The organism is Pseudomonas sp. A6, from assembly GCF_052367875.1.
Classification (GTDB): Bacteria; Pseudomonadota; Gammaproteobacteria; order Pseudomonadales; family Pseudomonadaceae; genus Pseudomonas; species Pseudomonas citronellolis.
In genome coordinates this window covers 165,573-190,639 of the sequence record NZ_CP198970.1, presented here as the reverse complement: position 1 = coordinate 190,639, position 25,067 = coordinate 165,573, and the positions used below count along the sequence as shown (strand labels likewise).

At 67.6% G+C, this 25,067-nt stretch carries 21 protein-coding genes; 11 read left to right on the top strand and 10 right to left on the bottom strand.

Annotated elements, in window-relative coordinates; all coding sequences use genetic code 11:
- Positions 1 to 68 precede the first annotated feature (68 nt).
- The 4 genes from ACTWJ5_RS00835 to coxB form a co-directional block, all read right to left on the bottom strand.
- The gene (locus tag ACTWJ5_RS00835; RefSeq protein ID WP_444437290.1) at positions 69 to 956 is read right to left on the bottom strand and encodes a cytochrome c oxidase subunit 3; all 888 of its coding nucleotides are present in this window, start codon (positions 954 to 956) and stop codon (positions 69 to 71) included.
- 19 nt (positions 957 to 975) lie between these two features.
- Complete coding sequence (locus ACTWJ5_RS00830) at positions 976 to 1,533, bottom strand: cytochrome c oxidase assembly protein (RefSeq protein ID WP_074980529.1); 558 nt, start codon at positions 1,531 to 1,533, stop codon at positions 976 to 978.
- Positions 1,534 to 1,622: 89 nt separating this feature from the next.
- Complete coding sequence (gene ctaD, locus ACTWJ5_RS00825) at positions 1,623 to 3,218, bottom strand: cytochrome c oxidase subunit I (protein ID WP_444437289.1); 1,596 nt, start codon at positions 3,216 to 3,218, stop codon at positions 1,623 to 1,625.
- 13 nt (positions 3,219 to 3,231) lie between these two features.
- On the bottom strand, positions 3,232 to 4,356 hold the full coding sequence (coxB, locus tag ACTWJ5_RS00820) for a cytochrome c oxidase subunit II (protein ID WP_444437288.1): 1,125 nt from the start codon (positions 4,354 to 4,356) through the stop codon (positions 3,232 to 3,234).
- A gap of 372 nt (positions 4,357 to 4,728) precedes the next feature.
- Here coxB and ACTWJ5_RS00815 point away from each other — a divergent pair, with 372 nt between their 5' ends.
- Positions 4,729 to 5,367 (top strand): hypothetical protein, encoded by a 639-nt coding sequence (locus ACTWJ5_RS00815; protein ID WP_043318508.1) that lies wholly within the window; start codon positions 4,729 to 4,731, stop codon positions 5,365 to 5,367.
- Between the two features lie 263 nt (positions 5,368 to 5,630).
- Here the strand turns inward: ACTWJ5_RS00815 and fusA are convergent, their stop codons facing one another.
- The 5 genes from fusA to ACTWJ5_RS00790 form a co-directional block, all read right to left on the bottom strand.
- Positions 5,631 to 7,679, bottom strand: a complete 2,049-nt coding sequence (gene fusA, locus ACTWJ5_RS00810) for an elongation factor G (RefSeq protein ID WP_074980525.1) — start codon at positions 7,677 to 7,679, stop codon at positions 5,631 to 5,633.
- 307 nt (positions 7,680 to 7,986) lie between these two features.
- On the bottom strand, positions 7,987 to 8,289 hold the full coding sequence (locus ACTWJ5_RS00805; protein WP_444437287.1) for a hypothetical protein: 303 nt from the start codon (positions 8,287 to 8,289) through the stop codon (positions 7,987 to 7,989).
- Between the two features lie 167 nt (positions 8,290 to 8,456).
- On the bottom strand, positions 8,457 to 9,506 hold the full coding sequence (locus ACTWJ5_RS00800) for a threonine aldolase family protein (RefSeq protein ID WP_116425936.1): 1,050 nt from the start codon (positions 9,504 to 9,506) through the stop codon (positions 8,457 to 8,459).
- Positions 9,507 to 9,836: 330 nt separating this feature from the next.
- A complete protein-coding gene (locus tag ACTWJ5_RS00795) occupies positions 9,837 to 10,496 on the bottom strand; it encodes a hypothetical protein (RefSeq protein WP_444437286.1) in 660 nt (219 codons plus the stop codon).
- A gap of 30 nt (positions 10,497 to 10,526) precedes the next feature.
- Positions 10,527 to 10,649 (bottom strand): hypothetical protein, encoded by a 123-nt coding sequence (locus ACTWJ5_RS00790; protein ID WP_256513688.1) that lies wholly within the window; start codon positions 10,647 to 10,649, stop codon positions 10,527 to 10,529.
- A gap of 15 nt (positions 10,650 to 10,664) precedes the next feature.
- Here ACTWJ5_RS00790 and ACTWJ5_RS00785 point away from each other — a divergent pair, with 15 nt between their 5' ends.
- From ACTWJ5_RS00785 to ACTWJ5_RS00770, 4 genes are all read left to right on the top strand, one after another.
- Positions 10,665 to 12,041: an L-serine ammonia-lyase gene (locus ACTWJ5_RS00785; RefSeq protein ID WP_444437285.1), complete on the top strand. Its 1,377-nt coding sequence runs from the start codon at positions 10,665 to 10,667 to the stop codon at positions 12,039 to 12,041.
- A gap of 10 nt (positions 12,042 to 12,051) precedes the next feature.
- A complete protein-coding gene (locus ACTWJ5_RS00780; RefSeq protein WP_444437284.1) occupies positions 12,052 to 12,771 on the top strand; it encodes a GlxA family transcriptional regulator in 720 nt (239 codons plus the stop codon).
- A 308-nt stretch (positions 12,772 to 13,079) separates the two neighbouring features.
- Entirely contained in the window at positions 13,080 to 14,291 is a 1,212-nt protein-coding gene (locus ACTWJ5_RS00775) for a M24 family metallopeptidase (RefSeq protein ID WP_253407728.1), read from the top strand.
- 296 nt (positions 14,292 to 14,587) lie between these two features.
- On the top strand, positions 14,588 to 15,889 hold the full coding sequence (locus ACTWJ5_RS00770; RefSeq protein WP_203228554.1) for an MFS transporter: 1,302 nt from the start codon (positions 14,588 to 14,590) through the stop codon (positions 15,887 to 15,889).
- 56 nt (positions 15,890 to 15,945) lie between these two features.
- Here the strand turns inward: ACTWJ5_RS00770 and ACTWJ5_RS00765 are convergent, their stop codons facing one another.
- On the bottom strand, positions 15,946 to 16,962 hold the full coding sequence (locus ACTWJ5_RS00765; protein ID WP_253407726.1) for a GlxA family transcriptional regulator: 1,017 nt from the start codon (positions 16,960 to 16,962) through the stop codon (positions 15,946 to 15,948).
- 387 nt (positions 16,963 to 17,349) lie between these two features.
- On the opposite strand from ACTWJ5_RS00765, the gene glyA reads away from it, so the two are divergent.
- From glyA to purU, 6 genes are all read left to right on the top strand, one after another.
- Entirely contained in the window at positions 17,350 to 18,603 is a 1,254-nt protein-coding gene (gene glyA / locus ACTWJ5_RS00760) for a serine hydroxymethyltransferase (protein WP_043269972.1), read from the top strand.
- Positions 18,604 to 18,721: 118 nt separating this feature from the next.
- The gene (locus tag ACTWJ5_RS00755) at positions 18,722 to 19,972 is read left to right on the top strand and encodes a sarcosine oxidase subunit beta (RefSeq protein ID WP_301500423.1); all 1,251 of its coding nucleotides are present in this window, start codon (positions 18,722 to 18,724) and stop codon (positions 19,970 to 19,972) included.
- 13 nt (positions 19,973 to 19,985) lie between these two features.
- Positions 19,986 to 20,309 carry a sarcosine oxidase subunit delta gene (locus tag ACTWJ5_RS00750; RefSeq protein WP_009614657.1) on the top strand — a complete coding sequence of 108 codons (324 nt, stop codon included), beginning with the start codon at positions 19,986 to 19,988 and terminating at the stop codon, positions 20,307 to 20,309.
- 2 nt (positions 20,310 to 20,311) lie between these two features.
- Positions 20,312 to 23,332 (top strand): sarcosine oxidase subunit alpha, encoded by a 3,021-nt coding sequence (locus ACTWJ5_RS00745; protein ID WP_444437283.1) that lies wholly within the window; start codon positions 20,312 to 20,314, stop codon positions 23,330 to 23,332.
- A 114-nt stretch (positions 23,333 to 23,446) separates the two neighbouring features.
- Positions 23,447 to 24,082, top strand: a complete 636-nt coding sequence (locus tag ACTWJ5_RS00740; RefSeq protein ID WP_444437282.1) for a sarcosine oxidase subunit gamma — start codon at positions 23,447 to 23,449, stop codon at positions 24,080 to 24,082.
- A 55-nt stretch (positions 24,083 to 24,137) separates the two neighbouring features.
- Positions 24,138 to 24,995 carry a formyltetrahydrofolate deformylase gene (purU, locus tag ACTWJ5_RS00735; protein ID WP_249918235.1) on the top strand — a complete coding sequence of 286 codons (858 nt, stop codon included), beginning with the start codon at positions 24,138 to 24,140 and terminating at the stop codon, positions 24,993 to 24,995.
- Positions 24,996 to 25,067: the final 72 nt, after the last annotated feature.

Genomic DNA, 25,067 nt, shown 5'->3' with positions numbered 1-25,067 from the left:
TTGCTCGCGAACCAGCCCCGCTGCGGAGCCGTTCGCGAGCAAGCTCGCTCCTACAAGGGCGTGCCGCCTCAAAGCACGTACACAAAGATGAACAGCCCGATCCACACCACGTCGACGAAGTGCCAGTACCAGCTGGCCGCCTCGAAGCCGAAGTGGTGCTCGGCGTCGAAGTGCCCGCGCAGGATGCGGACCAGCATGATGCTCAGCATCAGCGCGCCTATGGTCACGTGGGCGCCGTGGAAGCCGGTGAGCATGAAGAAGGTGGTGCCGTAGATGCCCGAGCCGAGGGTCAGGCCCAGTTCGCTATAGGCCTCGTGGTACTCGTGGGCCTGCAGGAACAGGAAGGCCACGCCCAGCGCCACGGTGATCGCCAGCCACAGCTTCAGCGGGCCGCGGTGGTTCTTCTTCAGCGCGTGGTGGGCGAAGGTCACGGTGAAGCTGGAGGTGACCAGCAGGATGGTGTTGATCAGCGGCAGCTTCCACGGCTCGATGACTTCCTTGGGCGGCGGGAACAGCTTGTTGTCCGGGTTGCTCAGCAGCGGCCAGGTGTACTGGAACTCCGGCCAGAGCATGTGGGCGATGCCCTTGTGGCCCTCGCCGCCGAGCCAGGGCCCGGCGAAGTGGCGGATGTAGAAGAGCGCGCCGAAGAAGGCGGCGAAGAACATCACCTCGGAGAAGATGAACCAGCTCATGCCCCAGCGGAACGAGCGGTCTATCTGCGGGCTGTAGAGGCCGGAGCGGCTCTCCTTGATCACGTTGCCGAACCAGCCGAACAGCATGTAGGCGACGATCAGCCCGCCGGCGAAGAGGATCCAGGGCCCGTGGGAGACCTGGTTGCCGGCGCTGTAGTCGTTCATCCAGGTGCCGACGCCGAACAGCGTGGTGAGCAGGCCGATGGTGGCGATGATCGGCCATTTGCTCTGCGCGGGGACATAGTACGGATCGTGGGTTGCCATTCTTGTTCTCCTGGGCCGGTCAGCGGTCGTTGCTGGCCACCGGTGGCTTGCGTGCGGTGATGTCGAACAGCGTGTAGGCGAGGGTGATGCGGTGGACGTCCGCCGGCAGGTCGCGGTCGACGATGAAGCGCACCGGCATCTCGATGCGCTCGCCGGGCTGCAGGACCTGCTGGGTGAAGCAGAAGCACTCGGTCTTGTGGAAATAGCGCGCGGCCGTGGAGGGCGCGATGCTGGGGATGGCCTGGGCGGTCATCGGCTTGTTGGTGGGGTTCTGCGCGACGAACAGCATCTGGTTCACCGCCCCGGGGTGCACCACGATCATTTCGCTCTCGGGGCGGAACTCCCAGACCATGTCGATGTTGTTGTTCGCCACGAAGTCCACCTTCACCTGGCGCGCCATGTCCACCTGCTGGAGGCTGCCCTGGTAGGCGCTGCCGGAAGTCTTGCCGTTGATGCCCAGGGCCTTGCACATGACGTTGTAGATCGGCACCAGGGCGAAGCCGAAGGCGAACATGGCCACCACCACCACCAGCAGGCGGGTAACCAGCTTGCGCGTCTCGATATTGCCGTCGCTCATGTCGGGTCTCCTGTAGGAGCGAGCTTGCTCGCGAACAGCTCCGCAGCGGGGCCGGGTGCGCGAGCGAGCTCGCTCCTACGAAGGACGGTTCACTTCACTTCCGGCGGGGTGCTGAAGGTGTGGTAGGGCGCCGGCGAGGGCACCGTCCACTCCAGGCCTTCGGCGCCGTCCCAGGGTTTGGCCGGGGCCGGCTTGCCGCCGCGGATGGTCTTGATGACGATGAACAGGAACAGCAGCTGGGTGGTGCCGAACAGGAAGGCGCCGATGGACGAGACCATGTTGAAGTTGGCGAACTGCAGGTTGTAGTCCGGAATCCGCCGCGGCATGCCGGCCAGCCCCAGGAAGTGCATGGGGAAGAAGGCCATGTTCATGCCGATGAACGAGAGCCAGAAGTGCAGCTTGGCCAGGGTCTCGTCGTACATGTGCCCGGTCCACTTGGGTATCCAGTAGTACACCGAGGCGAAGATGCCGAAGATCGCCCCGGGCACCAGCACGTAGTGGAAGTGCGCCACCACGAAGTAGGTGTCCTGGTACTGGAAGTCCGCCGGGGCGATGGCCAGCATCAGCCCGGAGAAGCCGCCGATGGTGAAGAGGATGACGAAGGCCACGGCGAACAGCATCGGCGTCTCGAAGGTCAGCGAGCCCTGCCACATGGTCGACGCCCAGTTGAACACCTTCACCCCGGTGGGCACGGCGATCAGCATGGTGGCGTACATGAAGAACAGCTCGCCCACCAGCGGGATGCCGACCACGAACATGTGGTGCGCCCAGACGATGAACGAGAGGAAGGCGATCGAGGCGGTGGCGTAGACCATCGAGGTGTAGCCGAACAGCGGCTTGCGGCTGAAGGCCGGGATGATCGAGCTGACCGCGCCGAACGCCGGCAGGATCATGATGTACACCTCGGGGTGGCCGAAGAACCAGAACACGTGCTGGAACAGCACCGGGTCGCCGCCGCCGGCCGCGCTGAAGAAGCTGGTGCCGAAGTGGATGTCCATCAGCATCATGGTCACGCAGCCGGCCAGCACCGGCATCACCGCGATCAGCAGGAAGGCGGTGATCAGCCAGGTCCAGACGAACAGCGGCATCTTCATCAGCGTCATGCCCGGGGCGCGCAGGTTGAGGATGGTGGCGATCACGTTGATCGCGCCCATGATCGAGCTCATCCCCATCATGTGCAGGGCGAAGATGAAGAAGGTCACGCTGTGCGGGGCGAAGGTGGTGGACAGCGGGGCGTAGAAGGTCCAGCCGAAGTTGGGGCCGCCGCCGGGCATGAACAGGGTGCTGACCAGCAGGCCGAAGGCCGCCGGCAGCAGCCAGAAGCTGAAGTTGTTCATGCGCGGCAGGGCCATGTCCGGCGCGCCTATCATCAGCGGCACCATCCAGTTGGCCAGGCCGACGAAGGCCGGCATCACCGCGCCGAACACCATCACCAGGCCGTGCATGGTGGTCATCTGGTTGAAGAAGGCCGGCTCGACGATCTGCAGCCCCGGCTGGAACAGCTCGGCGCGGATCACCATGGCGAAGGAGCCGCCGAGGAGGAAGGCGCAGAAGCTGAACCACAGGTACAGGGTGCCGATGTCCTTGTGGTTGGTGGTCAGGACCCAGCGCATCAGGCCCTTGGCCGGGCCGTGGTGGTGCTCGCCGGCGTGCGAATGCTCGGGATGGTCGATCACAGCGCTCATCGCAGGCTCCTCGTTATTTTTGCTTCTGCTTGTAGGCCACTACGTCTTGCGGAGTGACCATGTCGCCGTCGTTGTTGCCCCAGCTGTTGCGCTCGAAGGTGATCACCGCGGCGATGTCCACTTCCGAGAGCTGCTTGCCGAAGGCCGCCATGGCCGTGCCCGGGACGCCGTTGAACACGGTTTCCAGGTGGTGCTCCTTGGGCCCGGTGACGATCTTCGAGCCCTTGAGCGCCGGGAACATCGGCGGCATGCCCTGGCCCTCGGGCTGGTGACAGGCGGCGCAGATGGTGTGGTAGACCTTGTCGCCGCGGGCGACGAGTTCTTCCTTGGTCCATTCCTTGCTGGTCAGTTCCTTGAGCTTGACCGCCTCTTCCTTGCGCTCGGCCAGCCACTTGTCGAAGTCCGGCTTGGCCTTCACGTCGACCACGATGGGCATGAAGCCGTGGTCCTTGCCGCACAGCTCGGCGCACTGGCCGCGGTAGACGCCGGGCTCGTCGATCTTGGTCCAGGCCTCGTTGACGAAGCCGGGGATGGCGTCGCGCTTGACCGCGAAGGCCGGCACCCACCAGGAGTGGATGACGTCGCTGGAGGTCACCAGGAAGCGCACCTTGACCCCGGCCGGCAGCACCAGCGGGTTGTCCACTTCCAGCAGGTAGTGCTCGTCCTTGGGATCCTTGTTGTGGATCTGCTCCTGGCTGGTGGCCAGGTTGCTGAAGAACTCCACGTCCTGGCCCAGGTACTTGTACTGCCACTTCCACTGGTAGCCGGTGACCTGCACGTCCAGCTCCGGCTCGGAGGTGTCGTACATGTGGATCAGGGTGCGCGTGGCGGGAATGGCCATCACCACCAGAATCAGGAACGGCACCACGGTCCAGAGGATTTCCACTGCGGTACTCTCGTGGAAATGCGCCGGCTGCTGGCCGGTGGAACGGCGGTGGACGATCATCGACCAGAACATGGCACCGAAGACGATGATGCCGATGACCACACAGATCCAGAAAATGGTCATGTGCAGGTCGAACACGTTACGGCTGACCTCGGTCGCCCCCGGGGTCATGTTCACCGTCCAGGCGGCGTGCGCCGGAGTAAACACGAGGAGCGACAGCAAGCCCATCCAGGTACGCGGATGTCGCAGCATTCGGGTTCCCCTTATCGTTGTTCTTATCCCGCCGGCAAACGCCAGCGGCCAAGGGAGCGACCGCCAAGACAGCAAACTTTGACCGCCGAGCCTCGGCACGTGCAAGGCAGGCCGGGTTCATCAGGTTCAGGTGTGTCGAATCGGAGTATAGCCAGGGGTTGCGACATAACAACGCAGCGCAAAAAACTCCTCCGCAATTGCGAAAGGTGCTCTCAAAGCCACGCCGCCTGCGGCTTTGCGCTACCATGGTGGCGGCTTGATATGCCCGAACCTCATAAAGGTTGCGTGATTATGACGATCGCGTCTTAGCTCGCCGACCCGCCCGGCTAAGGTCTTTCTTCACTTTCCAAATCGAGTTGTCTTGGAGTTGTCATGAATATCGCAGCACTGCGCGAACTGATTCAGCAGGCCCACCAGCTCGAGGCGCGCAACGGGCACCTGGCGCGGCTCATCCACAGCCAGATGGCGGGCCTGCACCCGAGCATCAACCTGAGCGGCGACGATGCCGTCCAGGTGCTCACCCGCTTCGTCCATGCCTATATCGAGCAGGTCCCCGAGTTCCTCGAAGCCGCCACCAGCGTGGCGCGCAACGCCGGCATAGAGGAAAGGATCAAGCCGGTGCTGAAGGTCGCCGAGCACTTCTTCCTGACCCCGCCCGACCTGCTGGCCGGCCACGACGGCCTGGACGCGCTGCTCGACGAGGCCTACCTGGCGCACCGTCTGGTGGAGGAAGTGAACGACCGCTACATCGCCCACTTCGGCCAGCCGCTGATCCCGCTGGACACCACCGTGGCCAACCTGGTGGCGCACCAGCTGATCGGCGAGCCCTTCGCCAACCAGTTGGACGAGGCAGTGCACCACGCGGTGGACTCGATGCTCGACGACAGCGTCTTCGCCAGCCCGGCGGCGCAGGCCTACCGCGCCCGCCTGAGCGACCCGCAGACGGTCACCGCCTGGAAGCAGTGGCCGTGCCTGTCGCGGCGTTTCGGGGTGGAATTGCATCTGAATTGATGCGCCTGGGGCCCCTGTAGGAGCGGGCCCTGCCCGCGATTCGCGCGCAGGGCCCGCTCCTACGGTTCCAGGAAGCACGGCTTTCCGTAGGATGGCGTTGAGCGAAGCGATACCCATCAGCGCAACCGCATGGGTTTCGCAAGCTCACCCCATCCTACGAAGAGCACCTCGGCGCAAGACAGTTGCTCCTGCCATACCGGCGGGCACGGCTCGCTCCTACGAAGAGCGCTCCGGCGCAGCCGGCAAGACAGGACCCGGCCTCCTCAGTCTTCTTCCTGCACCGCCTTGTACCCACTGGCCAGGCGCTGCTGCACGTCCTGCGGCACGGGGTTGTAGTGGCTGGCCTCCAGGGTGAAGAAGCCCTGCCCGGCGGTGATCGCCTTCAGCCGGTTGGCGTAGCCCTCCAGTTCCGCCAGCGGCACCTGGCCGCGCACCAGGGTGGCGCGGGCCGACAGCGGTTCGGTGCCCAGCACCTGGCCGCGGCGCCCGGTGAGGTCGGCGGTGATGTCGCCCAGGCGCGCCTCCGGCGCCGTCACCGCGATGTTCACCACCGGCTCCAGCAGCATGCCGCCGGCGTTGCGCAGGGCGTCGAACATGGCCTTGCGCCCGGCGGCCTGGAAGGCGATGTCCTTGGAGTCCACCGAATGGCTCTTGCCGTCGAACACCGTGACCTTCACGTCCTCCACCGGGAAGCCGGCCAGGGGCCCGGCGGCCAGCGCCGCGCGCACGCCCTTTTCCACCGAGGGGATGAACTGCCCCGGGATCACCCCGCCCTTGATGGCGTCGACGAACTCGAAGCCGGCCCCGCGCGGCAGCGGCTCCACGCGCAGGAACACCTCGCCGAACTGGCCGGCGCCGCCGGTCTGCTTCTTGTGCCGGCAGTGCCCCTCGGCCGGGCGCGTGGCCGTCTCGCGGTAGGGCACGCTGGGCGCTCGGGTGTTCACTTCCAGCTTGTAGCTGCCGGTCAGGCGCTCCAGCAGGTAGCGCAGGTGCAGTTCGCCCATGCCGCGCAGCACGGTTTCCTGGGTGGAGGCGTTGTAGTCCAGGCGCACGCAGGGGTCCTCGGCCAGCAGGCGCTGCATCACTTCGGCCAGGCGCTGCTCGTCGCCGCGGCGGCCGGCCTCGATGGCCAGGCCCTGCATGGGCGTGGGGAAGTCCAGCGGCGCCAGGCGGATGTGGTCCTCGTCGTGGGAGTCGTGCAGGACCACGTCGAACTCCAGCTCCTCGACCTTGGTCAGAGCACCGAAGTCGCCGGGGATCAGCTGCGGCACCTCCTCGTGGCGCTTGCCCTGCAGGCGCAGCAGGTGGCCAACCTTGAACGGCTTGCGGCCGTCCCCGGCGAACAGCTGCATGTCGCGGCGCACGGTGCCCTGGTGCACGCGGAACACCGCCAGGCGGCCGACGAAGGGATCGATCACCACCTTGAACACATGGGCCAGCACGTGGGCCTCGGGGTCCGGCTGCGAGCGAAAGGGCCTGGCGCCGCCCTGCTCGTCCAGCCGCTCGAACAGCGGCGGGTTGCCTTCGGCGGGGTTGGGCGCCAGCCGCGCCAGCGCCGCCAGCAACTCGTCGACGCCGGCGCCGGTGCGCGCCGAGACGAAGCACAGGGGAATCAGGTGGCCTTCGCGCAGGGCCCGCTCGAAGGGTTCGTGCAGTTCCTCCGGCTGGATCGAGCCCTGCTCCAGGTAGCGCGCCATCAGCTCCTCGTCGACCTCCACGACCTGGTCGACCAGCGCCTGGTGCGCCTCCTCCACCGAGGAGAAGTCCGCCTCGCCGGCGGGCGCGAAGAAGCAGTCGGCCACCCGAGTCGCACCGCCGGCCGGCAGGTTCAGCGGCAGCACCTCCTTGCCGAAGGCTTCGCGCAGGTCGGCCAGCAGCGTCGGCAGGTCGACGCGTTCGGCGTCGATCTTGTTCACCACCAGCATCCGGCACAGCCCGCGCTCGGCGGCCCAGTCCATCATGCGGTGGGTGTTCAGCTCGATGCCGTTCTGCGCGTTGACCACCACCAGCGCGGTCTCCACCGCCGCCAGGGCCGGCAGCGCGTGGCCGATGAAGTCGGGCAGGCCGGGGGTATCGATGAGCTGGACGTGCGCGCCCTCGTGCTCGAAGTGCGCCAGCGCGGCGGACAGCGAGTGGTGGTAGTCGCGCTCCAGCGGGTCGGCGTCGCACAGGGTGTCGCCGCGTTCCAGCGAGCCCATCGCGGGGATGGCACCGCTGCGCTGCAGCAGGGCTTCGGCGAGCAGGGTCTTGCCGCTGTCGCCATGGCCGACCAGGGCGACCGTGCGGATCTGTTCGACCGAGTAGTTCGACATGGGGCACCTCCCAGGCAGGGTAACGGCAAGTATAGGTAGCACCTCGGGACTCTCTGGGCAAAAAACAGCCAGGCGCCACGAGCCCAGCGGGCATGCCTGCCACAGCCGTTTCACCACAGCTTTTCCACAGCTTGCTGAAGGTCGCCTCCACAGCCATTGTGGACAGTTCGGGAAACTCGTCGGGGATGCTGGCAGGCCTTGAGCCACGGGCCCTTCAGCGCAACACTGGCGTTTTTTTGGGCAGTGCTGCGCAAGCCCCGGAACGCCTGTCCAGCAGCACTTTATCCACAGCTTTGTCACAAGCCGTTCAACAGAAGCCGTGGACAGCCCGCGACGATTCGCCGCCGGTTTTTTCCGCAGCGCCCCCGGACAGGGCCATTGGCGAAAAAACCAGCAATGCCTGGCAGGCCCCGCCGTTTCGCTCGTGCAGCCATTCACCGACAGCTTTTCCACAGCTTTCCAGCGCCTCGCTCCACAGCCATTGTGGGCAACTCGCCAGCCACCGGAAGGTCAAGGCAAGTGCTTGAAAATCAAGGCATGCAGGAAAAATCAGGACAAAAAACGTACAGCCGCGCGCAGGCCCCGCCAGGCCTGGCGCGAAGGTATTCATTCACACTTTATCCACAGCAAGGCCAACAGATTCCGGGGGCAGAATCCAGCCCGCCGGACAAACCCCGAGCGCCCTGGCCCGGCCCAGCGGCCATGCGCCCACCAGCCGCCTGCGCACAGCCCGGCCACAGGCTGCGCACAGGGTTTTCGACAGATTCGGTGGACAACTCAGGCAGCGGCGCCCATGACCTCGCGGATGTCCCGCGCCAGGGCCTCGACACGCTCCAGCTCGGTGTCCCAGGAGCACATGAAGCGCGCGCCGCCGGCGCCGATGAAGGTGTAGAAGCGCCAGCCTCGTTGGCGCAGGGCCTCCAGGGCCGGCTCGGACATCTGCAGGAACACCCCGTTGGCCTCCACCGGGAACATCAGCTGCACGCCCGGCACGTCAGCCACCCGCTGCGCCAGCAGGCGTGCGCACTGGTTGGCGTGGTTGGCGTAGTGCAGCCAGGCGTCATCCTGCAGCACCCCGACCCAGGGCGCGGCGAGGAAGCGCATCTTCGAGGCCAGCTGGCCGGCCTGCTTGCAGCGGTAGTCGAAGCCTTCGGCCAGTTCGCGGTCGAAGAACAGGATGGCCTCGCCCACCGCCATGCCGTTCTTAGTGCCGCCGAAGCACAGCACCTCGACGCCGGCCTTCCAGGTCAGCTCCGCCGGAGTGGCGCCGAGGAAGGCGCAGGCGTTGGAGAAGCGCGCACCGTCCATGTGCAGGTGCAGGCCCAGCTCGCGGCAGGTGGCGCTGAGCGCGCCCAGTTCGTCCGGGCGGTAGACGGTGCCGACCTCGGTGGCCTGGGTGAGGGTCACCACCCGCGGCTTGGGATAGTGGATGTCCTGGCGCTTCAGGGCGATTTCGCGAATAGCCGCGGGGGTCAGCTTGCCCTGCTCGTCGGTGCGCGCCAGCAGCAGCTTGGAGCCGTTGGAGAAGAACTCCGGGGCGCCGCACTCGTCGGTCTCGACGTGGGCGGTCTCGGCGCAGATCACGCTGTGGTAGCTCTGGCACAGGGCGGCCAGGGCCAGGGAGTTGGCGGCGGTGCCGTTGAAGGCGAAGAACACCTCGCAATCGGTCTCGAACAGCTCGCGGAAGTGGTCGGAGGCGCGCGCCGTCCACTGGTCGTCGCCGTAGGCCCGCTCATGGCCGCGGTTGGCCTCGGCCATGGCGGCCCAGGCCTCCGGGCAGATGCCGGAATAGTTGTCGCTGGCGAATTGCTGGGAAATGTCGAACATCGAAAGCTGCCTCGGGAAGATAAGAGTCATCCACAGGCAGCGTAGCGAAATCGCAGCTTTTGTAGGAGCAACAGTCTTGCCGGCTACGCCGAGGCGCTTTTCGTAGGATGGGTTGAGCCTTGGCGAAACCCATGCGGCCGGGGTGATGGGTATCGCTTCGCTCAACGCCATCCTACGACGGCTCGCGAAGGGGGCCGTTCGTGCCACCGGGGCGTCCGGCGTGGCCGGGAATCCAATCGCGGACAAAGTCCGCTCCTACGCCCGTGCTTCCCTGTAACCGTAGGAGCGGACTCTGTCCGCGATTCGGCGGATAACGCCGGAGGCGGCCGGTCAGGGCAACGCCGTCAACTTCATCTGCTCGACGATAGGCACGAACAACTGCCGCATGGACTGGGTGCTGCCGCCATTGGGCTTGTCCGGGCTGCTCAGAGTCAGCACGTAGCGCCCCTTGATCAGCCCGGTCAGGCTGGACTCACCGGCCTCGCCCTTGGCCGGGGCGACTACGCCCAGGGGATCGCCCATGCGGGTGGTGTCGATCACCGGCAGGTAGTCGTCGCCGCCGAACTTGTCGGCAGTGCCGTTCTTGATCGCAGTCTCACGAGTCTTGTTCAGCAAGGTCAGGCTGGAATGCGTCATGTCGCGCAGCTTGTCCTGCGCACCACGGTAGGCGATGGCCTGCTCGCCATTGGCATCCTGGGCCGGCGCCGGCATGCCGGTGTCGATCAGGCTGATCTCCAGGTGGCGGCTGCCGTCGGCGGTGCCGTACACCAGCTTGGCGTCGTTGTAGCCGCATTCGCGGGAGATGAACGGGTAGCCGTACATTTCCTTGCTCGGCGGCAGGGCCTTTTCCAGCGGGTGGCCGGTACAGCTGTCGGCCGGCACCGCGGCGGCCGCGGCCTTCTCGGCCTTGGCCTTGTCGTCGCCACCGCCGCAGCCGTGGAGGGTCGCGCCGAGCATCAGGGCGCTGAGCAGGATCAGGGAGCGTTTCATGGCGTCCTCGGGTTTGACAGTGGCGGCATTCTAGCCGCTGGGCGGCGCGGCGTGCAGCAGTGGCCCGGTGGCAGCCAGGTGCATTTTCAGGTCGGGAGCGGACATCTTTTCCCCGGCCAGGCAGCCGAGAATCGGCGGCAGCGGCATCGCCATTCGAGGAGCCCCGGCATGGCCATCAGTGTGTTCGACCTGTTCAAGATCGGTATCGGCCCCTCCAGCTCGCATACCGTCGGCCCCATGCGCGCCGCCGCCCTGTTCGTCGGCGCCCTGCGCGAGCGCCAGCTGCTGCCGCGCGTCAGCCGCGTCGAAGTGAAGCTCTACGGCTCGCTCTCCGCCACCGGCGTCGGCCACGGCACCGACCGCGCCGTGATCATGGGCCTGATGGGCGAATGGCCCGACCGCATCGACCCCAGCCAGATCGCCCCGCGCATGGCCGAACTGCTCGGCAGCGGCGAATTGCTGCTGGCCGGCGAGCGGCGCATTGCCTTCGACTGGGTGCGCGACATGCGTCTGCTGGAGGAGAACCTGCCCTACCACCCCAACGCCATGAGCCTGATCGCCTACGAGGGCGACGCCGAGCTGTATGCCGACACCTACTACTCCATCGGCGGCGGCTTCGTAGTCGATGCCGAGCAGGCCGCTGCCGGCAGTCTCGACCAGGACGCCACCCGCCTGCCCTACGACTTCAACAGCGCCGCCGAGCTGCTGCAGCTGTGCCGCCGCCACAACCTGCGCGTCTCCCAGCTGATGCTGGCCAACGAGCGCATGTGGCGCAGCGACACCGACACCCGCGAGGGCCTGATGCGCATCTGGCGCGCCATGCAGGACTGCGTGAACAACGGCCTCAAGGCCGAGGGCATCCTCCCCGGCGGCCTCAATGTGCAGCGCCGCGCCGCCCGCCTGCACCGCAACCTGCTGGAGATCGGCAAGCCCAACGTCATCGGCTCCACCCTGAGCGCCATGGAGTGGGTGAACCTCTACGCCCTGGCGGTCAACGAGGAGAATGCCGCCGGCGGGCGCATGGTCACCGCGCCCACCAATGGCGCGGCCGGGATCGTCCCGGCGGTGCTGCACTACTACATGCGCTTCAACCCCGATGCCAGCGAGCAGGACGTGGTGGATTTCTTCCTCGCCGCCGCCGCGGTGGGCATCCTGTGCAAGAAGAACGCCTCCATCTCCGGCGCCGAAGTCGGCTGCCAGGGCGAGGTCGGCTCGGCCTGCGCCATGGCCGCCGCCGGCCTGGCCGAAGTGCTCGGCGCCACGCCCGAACAGGTGGAGAACGCCGCCGAGATCGGCCTGGAGCACAACCTCGGCCTGACCTGCGACCCGGTCGGCGGCCTGGTCCAGGTGCCCTGCATCGAGCGCAACGCCATCGCCGCGGTGAAGGCCATCAACGCCGCGCAGATGGCCCTGCGTGGCGACGGCCAGCACTTCATCAGCCTCGACCAGGCCATCCGCACCATGCGCGACACCGGCGCCGACATGCACGACAAGTACAAGGAAACCTCCCGCGGCGGCCTGGCCGTCAGCATCATCGAGTGCTGAGGAAACCGCCATGCACGATACCGCCCCGGCCCACGTGAACTTCCTGCTGCAGGACGGCTTCGACCTGTTCGCCCTGGCGCTGGCCCTGGAGCCGCTGCGCCAGGCCAACCTGCTCGCCGGCGCCAGCTGCGCCGTCTGGGCCCTGCTGAGCCTGGACGGCGGCCCCGCCAGGGCCAGCAGCGGCCTGTGCGTGAACTGCGACGCCAGCCTCGCCCAGCGCCCGCCGGCCGACCTGCTGCTGCTCTGCGGCCCGGAAGGCTGCCGCCCGGCGAGCGGCGAGGGCGACTGCGCCAGCGCCCTGCTGCAACTGATCGGCCGCAGCCAAGGCCCGGCGCTGGCCCAGGCCGTGCGCACCATCCTCGACGACGAACGCAGCCTGGGCACCCTCCAGGCCTCCACGCCGCCCCACGCCGACCTGCAGCGCGCCATCGCGCTGATGCGCGCGCACCTCACGCGGCCCCTGGGCATGCCGCAGCTGGCGGCCACCCTGGGCCTGTCGCGGCGCCAGGTGGAGCGCCTGTTCCAGCGCTACCTGCAATGCACGCCGGCGCGCTACTACCAGCGCCTGCGCCTGGCCCACGCCCGCCAGCTGCTGCGCGGCAGCGCCCGGCCGCTGGCCGAGGTGGCGCGGGCCTGCGGCTTCCCCTGCCAGCAGCATTTCACCCGCTGCTACCGCGAGCACTTCGGCCGCCCGCCGACCCAGGAGCGGCGCCAGGCGGCGCTGCACTAGCCCTTTCCCCGGTTGCACCACAGGCCCGCACGTGTCGGCAGCACGTTGCGGGCCTCTTTTTTTGCGCCCACGACACCGAGAAACGCCGCCGTAGGATGGGTTGAGCGAAGCGATACCCATCAGGCCATGGCGATGGGTTTCGCAAGCTCAACCCATCCTACGAAGAGCGCCCCGGCGCGGGCCGAGCGGATACGTCCAAGTTCGGGTCGGATTCGTGCAAAAGAGCGTCCCGGCCTTCTGCTGCAATGCCTTCCAACGACGGGCCAGAAAGGCGCGTCGACCGACAAGAAGCAGCGAGGAAGAACGCCATGCAAATGCCCCAGACGATCCGCATCCGCAACGGCCAGAAGGTCCGCCCGACCTTCTCCGGGCAGGAATACGCCAACCGCCAGGCCAGACTGCGCGCCCACCTGGCCGAGGCGGGCATCGATGCCGCGGTCTTCACCTCCTACCACAACATCAACTACTACTCCGACTTCCTCTACTGCTCCTTCGGCCGCCCCTACGCCCTGGTGGTCACCCAGGACGCCGTGGTCAGCATCAGCGCCAACATCGACGGCGGCCAGCCCTGGCGCCGCACCCAGGGCACCGACAACATCGTCTACACCGACTGGCAGCGCGACAACTACTTCGCCGCCATCCAGCAGGCCCTGCCCAAGGCCCGGCGCATCGGCGTGGAGTTCGACCACCTGAACCTGCAGAACCGCGACAAGCTGGCCGCCCGCTACCCCGAGGCCGAGCTGGTGGACGTGGCCGCCGCCTGCATGCGCATGCGCATGATCAAGTCCGTCGAGGAGCACGCCATCATCCGCCACGGCGCCCAGGTGGCCGACATCGGCGGCGCCGCGGTGGTCGAGGCGCTGCACGACCAGGTGCCGGAATACGAAGTGGCCCTGCACGCCACCCAGGCCATGATCCGCGAGATCGCCAAGCGCTTCCCCGACGGCGAGCTGATGGACACCTGGACCTGGTTCCAGTCCGGCATCAACACCGACGGCGCGCACAACCCGGTGACCTCGCGCAAGGTGAACAAGGGCGACATCCTCAGCCTGAACTGCTTCCCAATGATCGCCGGCTACTACACCGCCCTGGAGCGCACCCTGTTCCTCGACCACTGCTCCGACGAGCACCTGCGCCTGTGGGAGGTCAACGTCAAGGTCCACGAGGCCGGCCTGAAGCTGATCAGGCCCGGCGCGCGCTGCTGCGACATCGCCCGCGAGCTGAACGAGATCTACCTGGAACACGACCTGCTGCAATACCGCACCTTCGGCTACGGCCACTCCTTCGGCACCCTCAGCCACTACTACGGGCGCGAGGCCGGCCTTGAGCTGCGCGAGGACATCGACACGGTGCTGGAGCCGGGCATGGTGGTCTCCATGGAGCCGATGATCATGCTCCCCGAGGGCCTGCCGGGCGCCGGCGGCTACCGCGAGCACGACATCCTGATCGTCACCGAGCAGGGCGCCGAGAACATCACCCGGTTCCCCTACGGGCCGCAGCGCAACATCATCCGTAAATGACCCCGGGAGCCGCGTGCGCACAGCACGCGGCTTCTTCGCTTGCAGAACGAGCACCACCGTCCCCGGGGCGGTGCCACGACCGATAAGAACAAGAGGCTGCGCCGGGCGTATCCGCGCCAGCCACGACTTACCCGCTGCCGAACTTCCATTTCGATAACAACAGAGGTATGGGCAATGGTCACCTTCACGCACGGCGCCAGCGGCGCTCCCGACACCCCCACGCAACACTGCGCCCAACCGGCGGGAGGCGCACAATGAGCCTCTCCCAGCAACCCCTGGCCTACGGCCGAAGCGCCATGAACGCCCCCGTCTCCGAGGAACGCCGCGTCCTGCGCCGGGCCGCCAGCGCGGCCTTCATGGGCAACTTCGTCGAGTGGTTCGACTACGCCGCCTACGGCTACCTGGCGGCGGTCATCGCCGTGGTGTTCTTCCCGCAGACCGACAAGGTCTCCGGCCTGCTGGCGACCTTCGCGGTGTTCGCCCTGTCGTTCATCGTGCGGCCCATCGGCGGCATCGTCTGGGGCCACATCGGCGACCGCTTCGGCCGGCGCAACGCGCTGTCGCTGTCGATCCTGATCATGTCCGGCTCGACCTTCTGCATCGCCCTGCTGCCCGGCTACGCCCAGGCCGGCCTGGCGGCGCCGGGGCTGCTGCTGGCCATCCGCCTGGTGCAGGGTTTCTCCGCCTCGGGCGAATACGCCGGCGCCTCGGCCTTCCTCGCCGAGTACGCCCCGGAAGGCAAGCGCGGCTTCTACACCTGCCTGGTGCCGGCCAGCACCGCCGCCGGGCTGCTGGTGGGCTCGCTGTTCGCCGCCCAGCTGTACGCGCACCTGGACAGCGCCCAGCTGCACGAATGGGGCTGGCGCCTGCCCTTCCTGCTGGCCGCGCCCCTGGGCCTGATCGGCCGCTACATCCGCCTGCACCTGGCCGACACCCCGAAGTTCCGCGAGATGGAAGCGGCCATGGAGCAGAAGCAGGGCCAGCACCGCGCGCCGATCCGCGAGCTGTTCGGCACCCACCGCAAGCACCTGCTGGTGGCCGTGGGCGCCACCTGCCTGAACGCGGTGGCCTTCTACCTGATCCTCAGCTACATGCCGACCTACCTGTCCGCGGAGATGGGCATGAGCGAGAGCGATTCCTTCCTCGCCTCCACCGTGTCGCTGGCCACCTACATCGGCTTCATCTTCCTGATGGGCAAGCTGTCCGACCGCTTCGGCCGCAAGACCATGCTGGTGGCCGCCTCGCTGCTGTTCCTGGCGCTCACCGTGCCGCTGTTCCGCCTGCTGGGCGACCAGGGCTTCGCCTTCATCCTGCTGATCCAGATCGGCTTCGGCCTGATGCTGGCGATGAACGACGGCACCCTGCCCTGCTTCCTCGCGGAAATCTTCCCCACCCGCGTGCGCTACACCGGCTTCGCCTTCAGCTTCAACACCGCCAACGCGCTGTTCGGCGGCACCGCGCCGTTCATCGCCACCTGGCTGATCAGCCTCACCGGCAACAAGCTGGCGCCGGCCTGGATGCTGGTGGCCGCGGCGGCGGTGGCGCTGCTGGCGATGCTCTGCGTGCGGGAGACGGCGCACCGGCCGATGGAGGATTGAGGCGGCCGCGCCATCCGTAACGAAAAGCCGTGCCCGGGGGCACGGCTTTTCGCGTTTCAGGCCCCCAGTGGGCTCTGCTTGCGCTGGCCGCGCGGCGAGCAGCCGAAGAAGCGGCTGTAGCACTTGGAGAAGTGCGCCGGCGAGGTGAAGCCGCAGGACAGGGCGATTTCGCGGATCTGCGCCTCGCTGCGCAGCAGCAGGTCGCGGGCGCGGTTCAGGCGCAGTTCCAGGTAGTACTGGCTGGGGGTGCGCTGCAGGTACTTGTGGAACAGGCGTTCCAGCTGGCGCACCGACACCTCGTTGAGCTGCGCCAGTTCGTCCAGCTCCAGCGGCTCCTCCAGGTTGGCCTCCATGATCGCCACGATCTGGCTCAGCTTGGGCTGGGCGCTGCCCAGCTTCTGTCGCAGGGGGATGCGCTGCTGCTCGCGGGAGCCGCGCATGCGGTCGCACAGCAGCAGCTCGGCGGCGCGGGTGGCGATCTCCACGCCGCCCGGCTCGCGGGCGATCAGCTGCAGGGTCATGTCCATGGCCGCGGTGCCGCCGGAGCAGGTGTAGCGGTCGCGGTCCAGCTCGAACAGCTGGTTGGAGATGACGATGCCGGGGAAGCGTTCCTTGAGCTGCTCGATGTCTTCCCAGTGGATGGTGCAGCGGTAGTCCTTGAGCAGCCCGGCGCTGGCCAGCAGGTGGCTGCCGGTGCAGATGCCGCCCAGCGGCACGCCCTGGCGGGCCAGCTTGCGCAGCCAGTCGAGCAGGCGCCGGTCGCATTTGGCCGGGATGGGGTTGGAGCCGACCACGAAGAGCGCGTCCAGGCGCGGCACCTCGTCGATGCCGTAGTCCGGCACCACGCGCATGCCGTTGCTGGCGCGCACCGGTTCCAGGTCCGCGGCTATCTGCAGGGTGCGGTACAGCGGCCGGTGCGCCGCCAGGTTGGCCATGCGCAGGGTTTCCACCGCCGAGGCGAAGCCGATGGTGGTGAAGTTGGGCACCAGCAGGAAGCCGAAGGTCCTGGTGGCGGTGGCCGCAACGGCGTCGGGTTGGTGTTCGCGACCGTTGGTCGGGACAGCGCTGAGCATTATCGATACCTCCACTGCGCTGGCTGGCGCGGCGTTTTCCGCGGGGCGGGGCGACGGCAGTCGGGGCAGCCTGCTTTTCTTGTTCTTCTGCGACATGCGCCGGGGGCGCTGGCGGCCTCCAGCTTACACCCTTGGCGATGTCGCGCCGACGCCTTCGCGGCCACCGCGGGCCCGGCGCAGACGAAGCAGGGACGGGCGGTGCAGCGCGCGGGTAGGTTTGGGCATTTTGACGTCGCAAACAGGCAAATGGGGGGGCTGGCTATTGCGCACAATCGATTGCAACTGGCTAATACCGACCTCTTCGCACCGAGCCCCGCCAGGCTCCCGGCGCGGGCGGTCAGGGCAGCCTCCACCCACAAGCGACGCGCCTGTCGCACGGAGACCGCGATGTTCAGCAAGCATGACCAGATCCAGGGCTACGACGACGAACTCTTCGCCGCCATGGCCGCCGAGGAAGAACGCCAGGAAGACCACCTGGAGCTGATCGCCTCGGAGAACTACACCAGCAAGCGCGTCATGCAGGCCCAGGGCAGCGGGCTGACCAACAAGTACGCCGAAGGCTACCCGGGCAAACGCTACTACGGCGGCTGCGAGCATGTGGATAAAGTCGAGCAGCTGGCCATCGACCGCGCCAAGCAGCTGTTCGGCGCCGACTACGCCAACGTCCAGCCGCACTCCGGCTCCTCGGCCAACTCGGCGGTGTACCTGGCGCTGCTCAACGCCGGCGACACCATCCTGGGCATGAGCCTGGCCCACGGCGGCCACCTGACCCACGGCGCCAAGGTCTCCTCCTCCGGCAAGCTGTACAACGCCGTGCAGTACGGCCTGGACACCGCCACCGGGCTGATCGACTACGACGAGGTCGAGCGCCTGGCCGTGGAACACAAGCCGAAGATGATCGTCGCCGGCTTTTCCGCCTACTCCAAGACCCTCGACTTCCCGCGCTTCCGCGCCATCGCCGACAAGGTCGGGGCGCTGCTGTTCGTCGACATGGCCCACGTCGCCGGCCTGGTGGCCGCCGGCCTGTACCCGAACCCGCTGCCCTACGCCGACGTGGTCACCACCACCACCCACAAGACCCTGCGCGGCCCGCGCGGCGGCCTGATCCTGGCGCGTTCCAACGAGGAGATCGAGAAGAAGCTCAACTCCGCGGTGTTCCCCGGCGCCCAGGGCGGCCCGCTGATGCACGTGATCGCCGCCAAGGCGGTGTGCTTCAAGGAAGCGCTGGAGCCGGAGTTCAAGGACTACCAGGCCCAGGTGATCAAGAACGCCAAGGCCATGGCCGAAGTCTTCATCGATCGCGGCTACGACGTGGTCTCCGGCGGCACCGACAACCACCTGATGCTGATCAGCCTGGTCAAGCAGGGCCTGACCGGCAAGGAAGCCGACGCCGCCCTCGGCCGCGTGGGCATCACGGTGAACAAGAACGCCGTGCCCAACGACCCGCAGAGCCCGTTCGTCACCTCGGGCATCCGCGTCGGCACCCCGGCCATCACCAGCCGGGGCCTGAAGGAAGAACAGAGCCGCGAGCTGGCCGGCTGGATCTGCGACGTGCTCGACCACCTGGGCGACGCCGACGTCGAGGCCAAGGTGGCCACCCAGGTCGCCGGCCTGTGCGCCGACTTCCCGGTCTATCGTTGAGATTCCCGCGGCCTCTCCCGTAGGAGCGAGCTTGCTCGCGAACCCGACAACAATTCGCGAGCAAGCTCGCTCCTACGAAGAGCAGCCCCGGCGACAAGAAACATCAGGAGCACCCCACATGCAACGCTACTCCGGCTTCGGCCTGTTAAAGCACTCACTGAGCCACCACGAGAACTGGCAGCGCATGTGGCGCACGCCCACGCCCAAGCCGGTGTACGACGTGGTCATCGTCGGCGGCGGCGGCCACGGCCTGGCCACGGCCTACTACCTGGCCAAGGAACACGGCATCCGCAACATCGCGGTGGTGGAGAAGGGCTGGCTGGGCGGCGGCAATACCGCGCGCAACACCACCATCGTCCGCTCCAACTATCTGTGGGACGAGTCGGCGCAGCTCTACGAGCACGCCATGAAGCTGTGGGAGGGCCTGTCCCAGGACCTCAACTACAACGTCATGTTCTCCCAGCGCGGCGTCTACAACCTCTGCCACACCCTGCAGGACATGCGCGACGGCGAGCGCCGCGTCAGCGCCAACCGCCTCAACGGCGTGGACGGCGAACTGCTGAACGCCCGGCAGGTGGCCGAGGAAATCCCCTACCTGAACTGCACCAAGAGCGCCCGCTACCCGATCATGGGCTCCACCGTGCAACGCCGCGGCGGCGTGGCCCGCCACGACGCAGTGGCCTGGGGCTTCGCCCGCGCCGCCGACGCCCTGGGCGTGGACCTGATCCAGCAGACCGAGGTCATCGGCTTCCGCAAGCAGGACGGCGCGGTGATCGGCGTCGAGACCAACCGCGGCTTCATCGGCGCCAAGCGCGTCGGCGTGGTCACCGCGGGCAACTCCGGGCACATGGCCAAGCTCGCCGGCTTCCGCCTGCCGATCGAATCGCACCCGCTGCAGGCCCTGGTTTCCGAGCCGCTGAAGCCGATCATCGACAGCGTCATCATGTCCAACGCCGTGCACGGCTACATCAGCCAGTCGGACAAGGGCGACCTGGTCATCGGCGCCGGCATCGACGGCTACAACGGCTACGGCCAGCGCGGCTCCTACCCGGTGATCGAGCACACCCTGCAGGCCATCGTCGAGATGTTCCCGGTGCTCTCCCGCGTGCGCATGAACCGCCAGTGGGGCGGCATCGTCGACACCACCCCGGACGCCTGCCCGATCATCGGCAAGACGCCGGTGAAGAACCTGTTCTTCAACTGCGGCTGGGGCACCGGCGGCTTCAAGGCCACCCCGGGCTCGGGCAACGTCTTCGCCGCCACCCTGGCGACCGGCGAGCCGCACCCGCTGGCCGCACCCTTCTCCATCGAACGTTTCCACAGTGGCGCGCTCATCGACGAGCACGGTGCTGCGGCTGTCGCACACTAAGAGGGCCATCACCATGTTGCATATCTTCTGCCCCCATTGCGGCGAGCTGCGCTCCGAAGAGGAATTCCACGCCAAGGGCCAGGCGCACATCCCGCGCCCGCTGGACCCCGGCGCCTGCACCGACGAGGAGTGGGGCGACTACATGTTCTTCCGCGACAACCCGCGCGGCATCCACCACGAGCTGTGGGTGCACGCCGCCGGCTGCCGGCAGTACTTCAACGCCACCCGCCACACCGTGACCTACGAGATCCTCGAAACCTACAAGATCGGCGAGAAACCCAGCGTGACCAGCGCCGAGAAGAAACCCGCCGCCCAGCCCGCAGTCGCGAAGGCCTGAACATGAGCCAGATCAATCGCCTTTCCCGTGGCGGTCGCATCGACCGCAGCAAGCCGCTGACCTTCACCTTCAACGGCCAGCAATACCAGGGCTTCGCCGGCGACAGCCTGGCCGCCGCCCTGCTGGCCAACGGCGTCGACGTGGTCGGCCGCAGCTTCAAGTACTCCCGCGCCCGCGGCATAGTCGCGGCCGGCGCCGAGGAGCCCAACGCCATCCTGCAGATCGGCTCGCGCGAGGCCACCCAGGTGCCCAACGTGCGCGCCACCCAGCAGGCCCTGTACCCGGGCCTGGTGGCCAGCAGCACCAACGGCTGGCCGAACGTGCAGAACGACCTGATGGGCGTGTTCGGCAAGGTCGGCGGCAAGATGATGCCCCCCGGCTTCTACTACAAGACCTTCATGTACCCGCAGTCCATGTGGCTGACGTACGAGAAGTACATCCGCAAGGCCGCAGGCCTGGGCCGCGCGCCCACCGAGGTCGACCCGGACAGCTACGACTGGATGAACCGCCACTGCGACGTGCTGGTGGTCGGCGCCGGCCCCGCGGGCCTGGCCGCTGCCCTGGCCGCCGCGCGCACCGGTGCCCGGGTGATCCTGGCCGACGAGCAGGAAGAGTTCGGCGGCAGCCTGCTGGACACCCGCGAGACCCTCGACGGCAAGCCCGCCGCCGAATGGGTGGCGCAGGTGCTGGCCGAGCTGAAGTCGCTGCCGGAAGTCGTGCTGCTGCCGCGCGCCACGGTGAACGGCTACCACGACCACAACTTCCTCACCATCCACGAGCGCCTCACCGACCACCTGGGTGAAACCGCGCCGCTGGGCCAGGTGCGCCACCGCGTGCACCGCGTGCGCGCCAAGCGCGTGGTGCTCGCCGCCGGCGCCCACGAGCGGCCGCTGGTGTATGCCAACAACGACCTGCCGGGCAACATGCTGGCCGGCGCGGTCTCCACCTACGTGCGCCGCTACGGCGTGGCGCCGGGCAAGAAGCTGGTGCTGTCCACCAACAACGACTACGCCTACCGCGTGGCCCTGGACTGGCAGGAAGCCGGCCTGGAAGTGGTGGCCATCGCCGATGCCCGCGCCAACCCGCGCGGCGAGTGGGTGGAAGAAGCCCGCAAGCGCGGCATGCGCGTCATCACCGGCAGCGCAGTGATCGAAGCGCGCGGCAGCAAACGCGTGACTGGCGCGAAAGTCGCCGCCATCGACCCCATCCGCCTGAAGGTCACCGCCCCCGGCGACTGGCTGGACTGCGACCTGATCGCCAGCTCCGGCGGCTACAGCCCGGTGGTGCACCTGGCCTCGCACCTGGGCGGCAAGCCCGAGTGGCGCGAGGACATCCTCGCCTTCGTCCCCGGCGATGGCCTGCAGAAGCGCATCTGCGCAGGCTCGGTGAACGGCGTGTTCCGCCTCGCCGACAACCTGCAGGACGGCTACAACGCCGGCACCCAGGCCGCCGAGGACGCCGGCTTCAAGGCCGTCGCAGGCGAGCTGCCGAAGGCTTCCGAACGTGCCGAGGAGCCGACCGTGGCGCTGTTCCAGGTGCCCCACGAGAAGCCCACCTCCCGCGCGCCCAAGCAGTTCGTCGACCCGCAGAACGACGTCACCGCCGCGGCCATCGAGCTGGCCTGCCGCGAGGGCTTCGAGTCCATCGAGCACGTCAAGCGCTACACCGCGCTGGGCTTCGGCACCGACCAGGGCAAGCTGGGCAACATCAACGGCCTGGCCATCGCCGCCCGCGCCCAGGGCAAGAGCATCGCCGAGACCGGCACCACCATGTTCCGCCCGAACTACACCCCGGTGACCTTCGGCGCCGTGGCCGGCCGCCACTGCGGCCACCTGTTCGAGCCGGTGCGCTTCACCGCCCTGCACGCCTGGCACGTGAAGAACGGCGCCGAGTTCGAGGACGTCGGCCAGTGGAAGCGCCCCTGGTACTTCCCGAAAGCCGGCGAGGACATGCACGCCGCCGTGGCCCGCGAATGCCGCGCGGTGCGCGAGTCGGTGGGCCTGCTGGACGCCTCCACCCTGGGCAAGATCGACATCCAGGGCCCGGACGCCCGCGAGTTCCTCAACCGCGTCTACACCAACGCCTGGACCAAGCTGGACGTGGGCAAGGCCCGCTACGGCCTGATGTGCAAGGAAGACGGCATGGTCTTCGACGACGGCGTGACCGCGTGCCTGGCGGACAACCACTTCGTCATGACCACCACCACCGGCGGCGCCGCCCGCGTGCTGGAGTGGCTGGAGCTGTACCACCAGACCGAATGGCCGGAGCTGAAGGTGTACTTCACCTCGGTCACCGACCACTGGGCCACCCTGACCCTGTCCGGCCCCAACAGCCGCAAGCTGCTGGCCGAGGTCACCGACATCGACCTGGACAAGGACGCCTTCCCCTTCATGACCTGGAAGGAAGGCAAGGTGGCCGGCGTGCCGGCGCGGGTGTTCCGCATCTCCTTCACCGGCGAGCTCTCCTACGAGGTGAACATCCAGGCCAACTACGCCATGGGCGTGCTGGAAGCCATAGTCGAGGCCGGCAAGAAGTACGACCTGACCCCGTACGGCACCGAGACCATGCACGTGCTGCGCGCCGAGAAGGGCTTCATCATCGTCGGCCAGGACACCGACGCCTCGGTGACCCCGGACGACCTCAACATGGGGTGGGCCGTGGGCCGCACCAAGCCCTTCTCGTGGATCGGCTGGCGCGGCATGAACCGCGCCGACTGCCTGCGCGAAGACCGCAAGCAGCTGGTCGGCCTCAAGCCCACCAACCCCATGGACGTGCTGCCCGAAGGCGCCCAGCTGGTGTTCACCACCCAGCAGTCGATCCCGATGAACATGGTCGGCCACGTCACCTCCAGCTACATGAGCAGCAGCCTCGGCTACGGCTTCGCCCTGGCGGTGGTCAAGGGCGGCCTGAAGCGCATGGGCGAGAAGGTCTACGCGCCCCTGGTCGACGGCCGGGTGATCGAGGCGGAAATCTGCAGCTCGGTGTTCTACGACCCGAAAGGCGAACGGCAGAACGTGGACTGACCGGCAGCGCAGAGGCTGCAAGCGAACGCCGCTCCGCCCCCTCTCCCTTCAGGGAGAGGGCCGGGGAGAGGGCAAGAGGCTTCCAGGGCGCACGGCGCCCCAAGGTGAATACGAATGAGCAAGGCAAACCTCTACCAGCAATGCCCCGAAGCCGGGGTGAAAGTCGAGACCCCGCTGCACCACGCCGAGCTGGACAAGCTCGCCGGCCGCAGCGTCGCCAATGCGGGCATCACCCTGCGCGAGAAAAAGCTGCTGGGCCACCTGACCCTGCGCGGCAGCGCCCATGACGCGGCCTTCGCCGAAGGCGTGCACAAGGCCCTGGGCCTGGAACTGCCGGTGGCCCTGACCCTGGTGGCCAAGGGCGAGGTTTCGCTGCAGTGGCTGGGCCCGGACGAGTGGCTGCTGATCGTCCCCGGCGGCGAGGAATTCACTGTTGAGAAGAAACTGCGCGAAACCCTCGGCGAAGACCTGCACTACTCGGTGGTCAACGTCGGCGGCGGGCAGACCCTGCTGGAACTGTCCGGGCCGAAGGTGCGCGAGCTGCTGATGAAGTCCACCAGCTACGACGTGCACCCGAGCAACTTCCCGGTGGGCAAGGCGGTGGGCAGCATCTTCGCCAAGTCCCAGTGCGTGATCCGCCACACCAGCGAGGACACCTGGGAACTGGTGGTGCGCCGCAGCTTCGCCGACTACTTCTGGCTGTGGCTGCAGGACGCCAGCGCCGAGTACGGCCTGCAGATCGCCGCCTGATCCCGGTGGGCGGGCCACCCGGCCCGCCCTCCCGCGTCGCCACCGGAGCCACGTCATGAGCCGCACCCCCGATACCTGGATCCTCACCGCCGACAGCCCGAGCCTGCTCGGCACCGTCGACGTGGTGACGCGCCACCTGTTCGAACAGCAGTGCTACGTCACCGAGCACCACTCCTTCGACGACCGCCTGGCCCAGCGCTTCTTCATCCGCGTGGAGTTCCGCGCCCCGGCCGGCTTCGACGAGGCGGCCTTCCGCGCCAGCCTGGCCGAGCGCGTCGAGCCCTTCCAGATGAAGACCGAACTGACCCCGCCGGGCTACCGCAGCAAGGTGGTGATCATGGTCTCCAAGGCCGACCACTGCCTGAACGACCTGCTCTACCGCCAGCGCATCGGCCAACTGCCGATGGACGTGGTGGCGGTGGTCTCCAACCACCCGGACCTGGAGCCCCTGGCGCGCTGGCACGGCATCCCCTACCACCACTTCGCCCTCGACCCGCAGGACAAGGCCGCCCAGGAAGCCAAGGTGTGGCAGGTGATCGAGCAAAGCGGCGCGGAACTGGTGATCCTCGCCCGCTACATGCAGGTGCTCTCCCCCGAGCTGTGCCGCAGGCTGGACGGCTGGGCGATCAACATCCACCACTCGCTGCTGCCCGGCTTCAAGGGCGCCAAGCCCTACCACCAGGCGTACCAGAAGGGCGTCAAGCTGGTCGGCGCCACCGCCCACTACATCAACAACGACCTCGACGAGGGCCCGATCATCGCCCAGGGCGTCGAGGCCGTGGACCACGCCCACTACCCCGAGGACCTGATCGCCAAGGGCCGCGACGTCGAATGTCTGACGTTGGCGCGGGCGGTTGGTTATCACATTGAGCGGAGGGTTTTCCTCAACGCGAATCGGACGGTGGTGCTTTAAAGAGCCGCTGGAGGCTGGAAGCCGGAAGCTAAAGGAAAAAGCCGGAGCCCAAGCCCCGCTCAGGACGGCCCC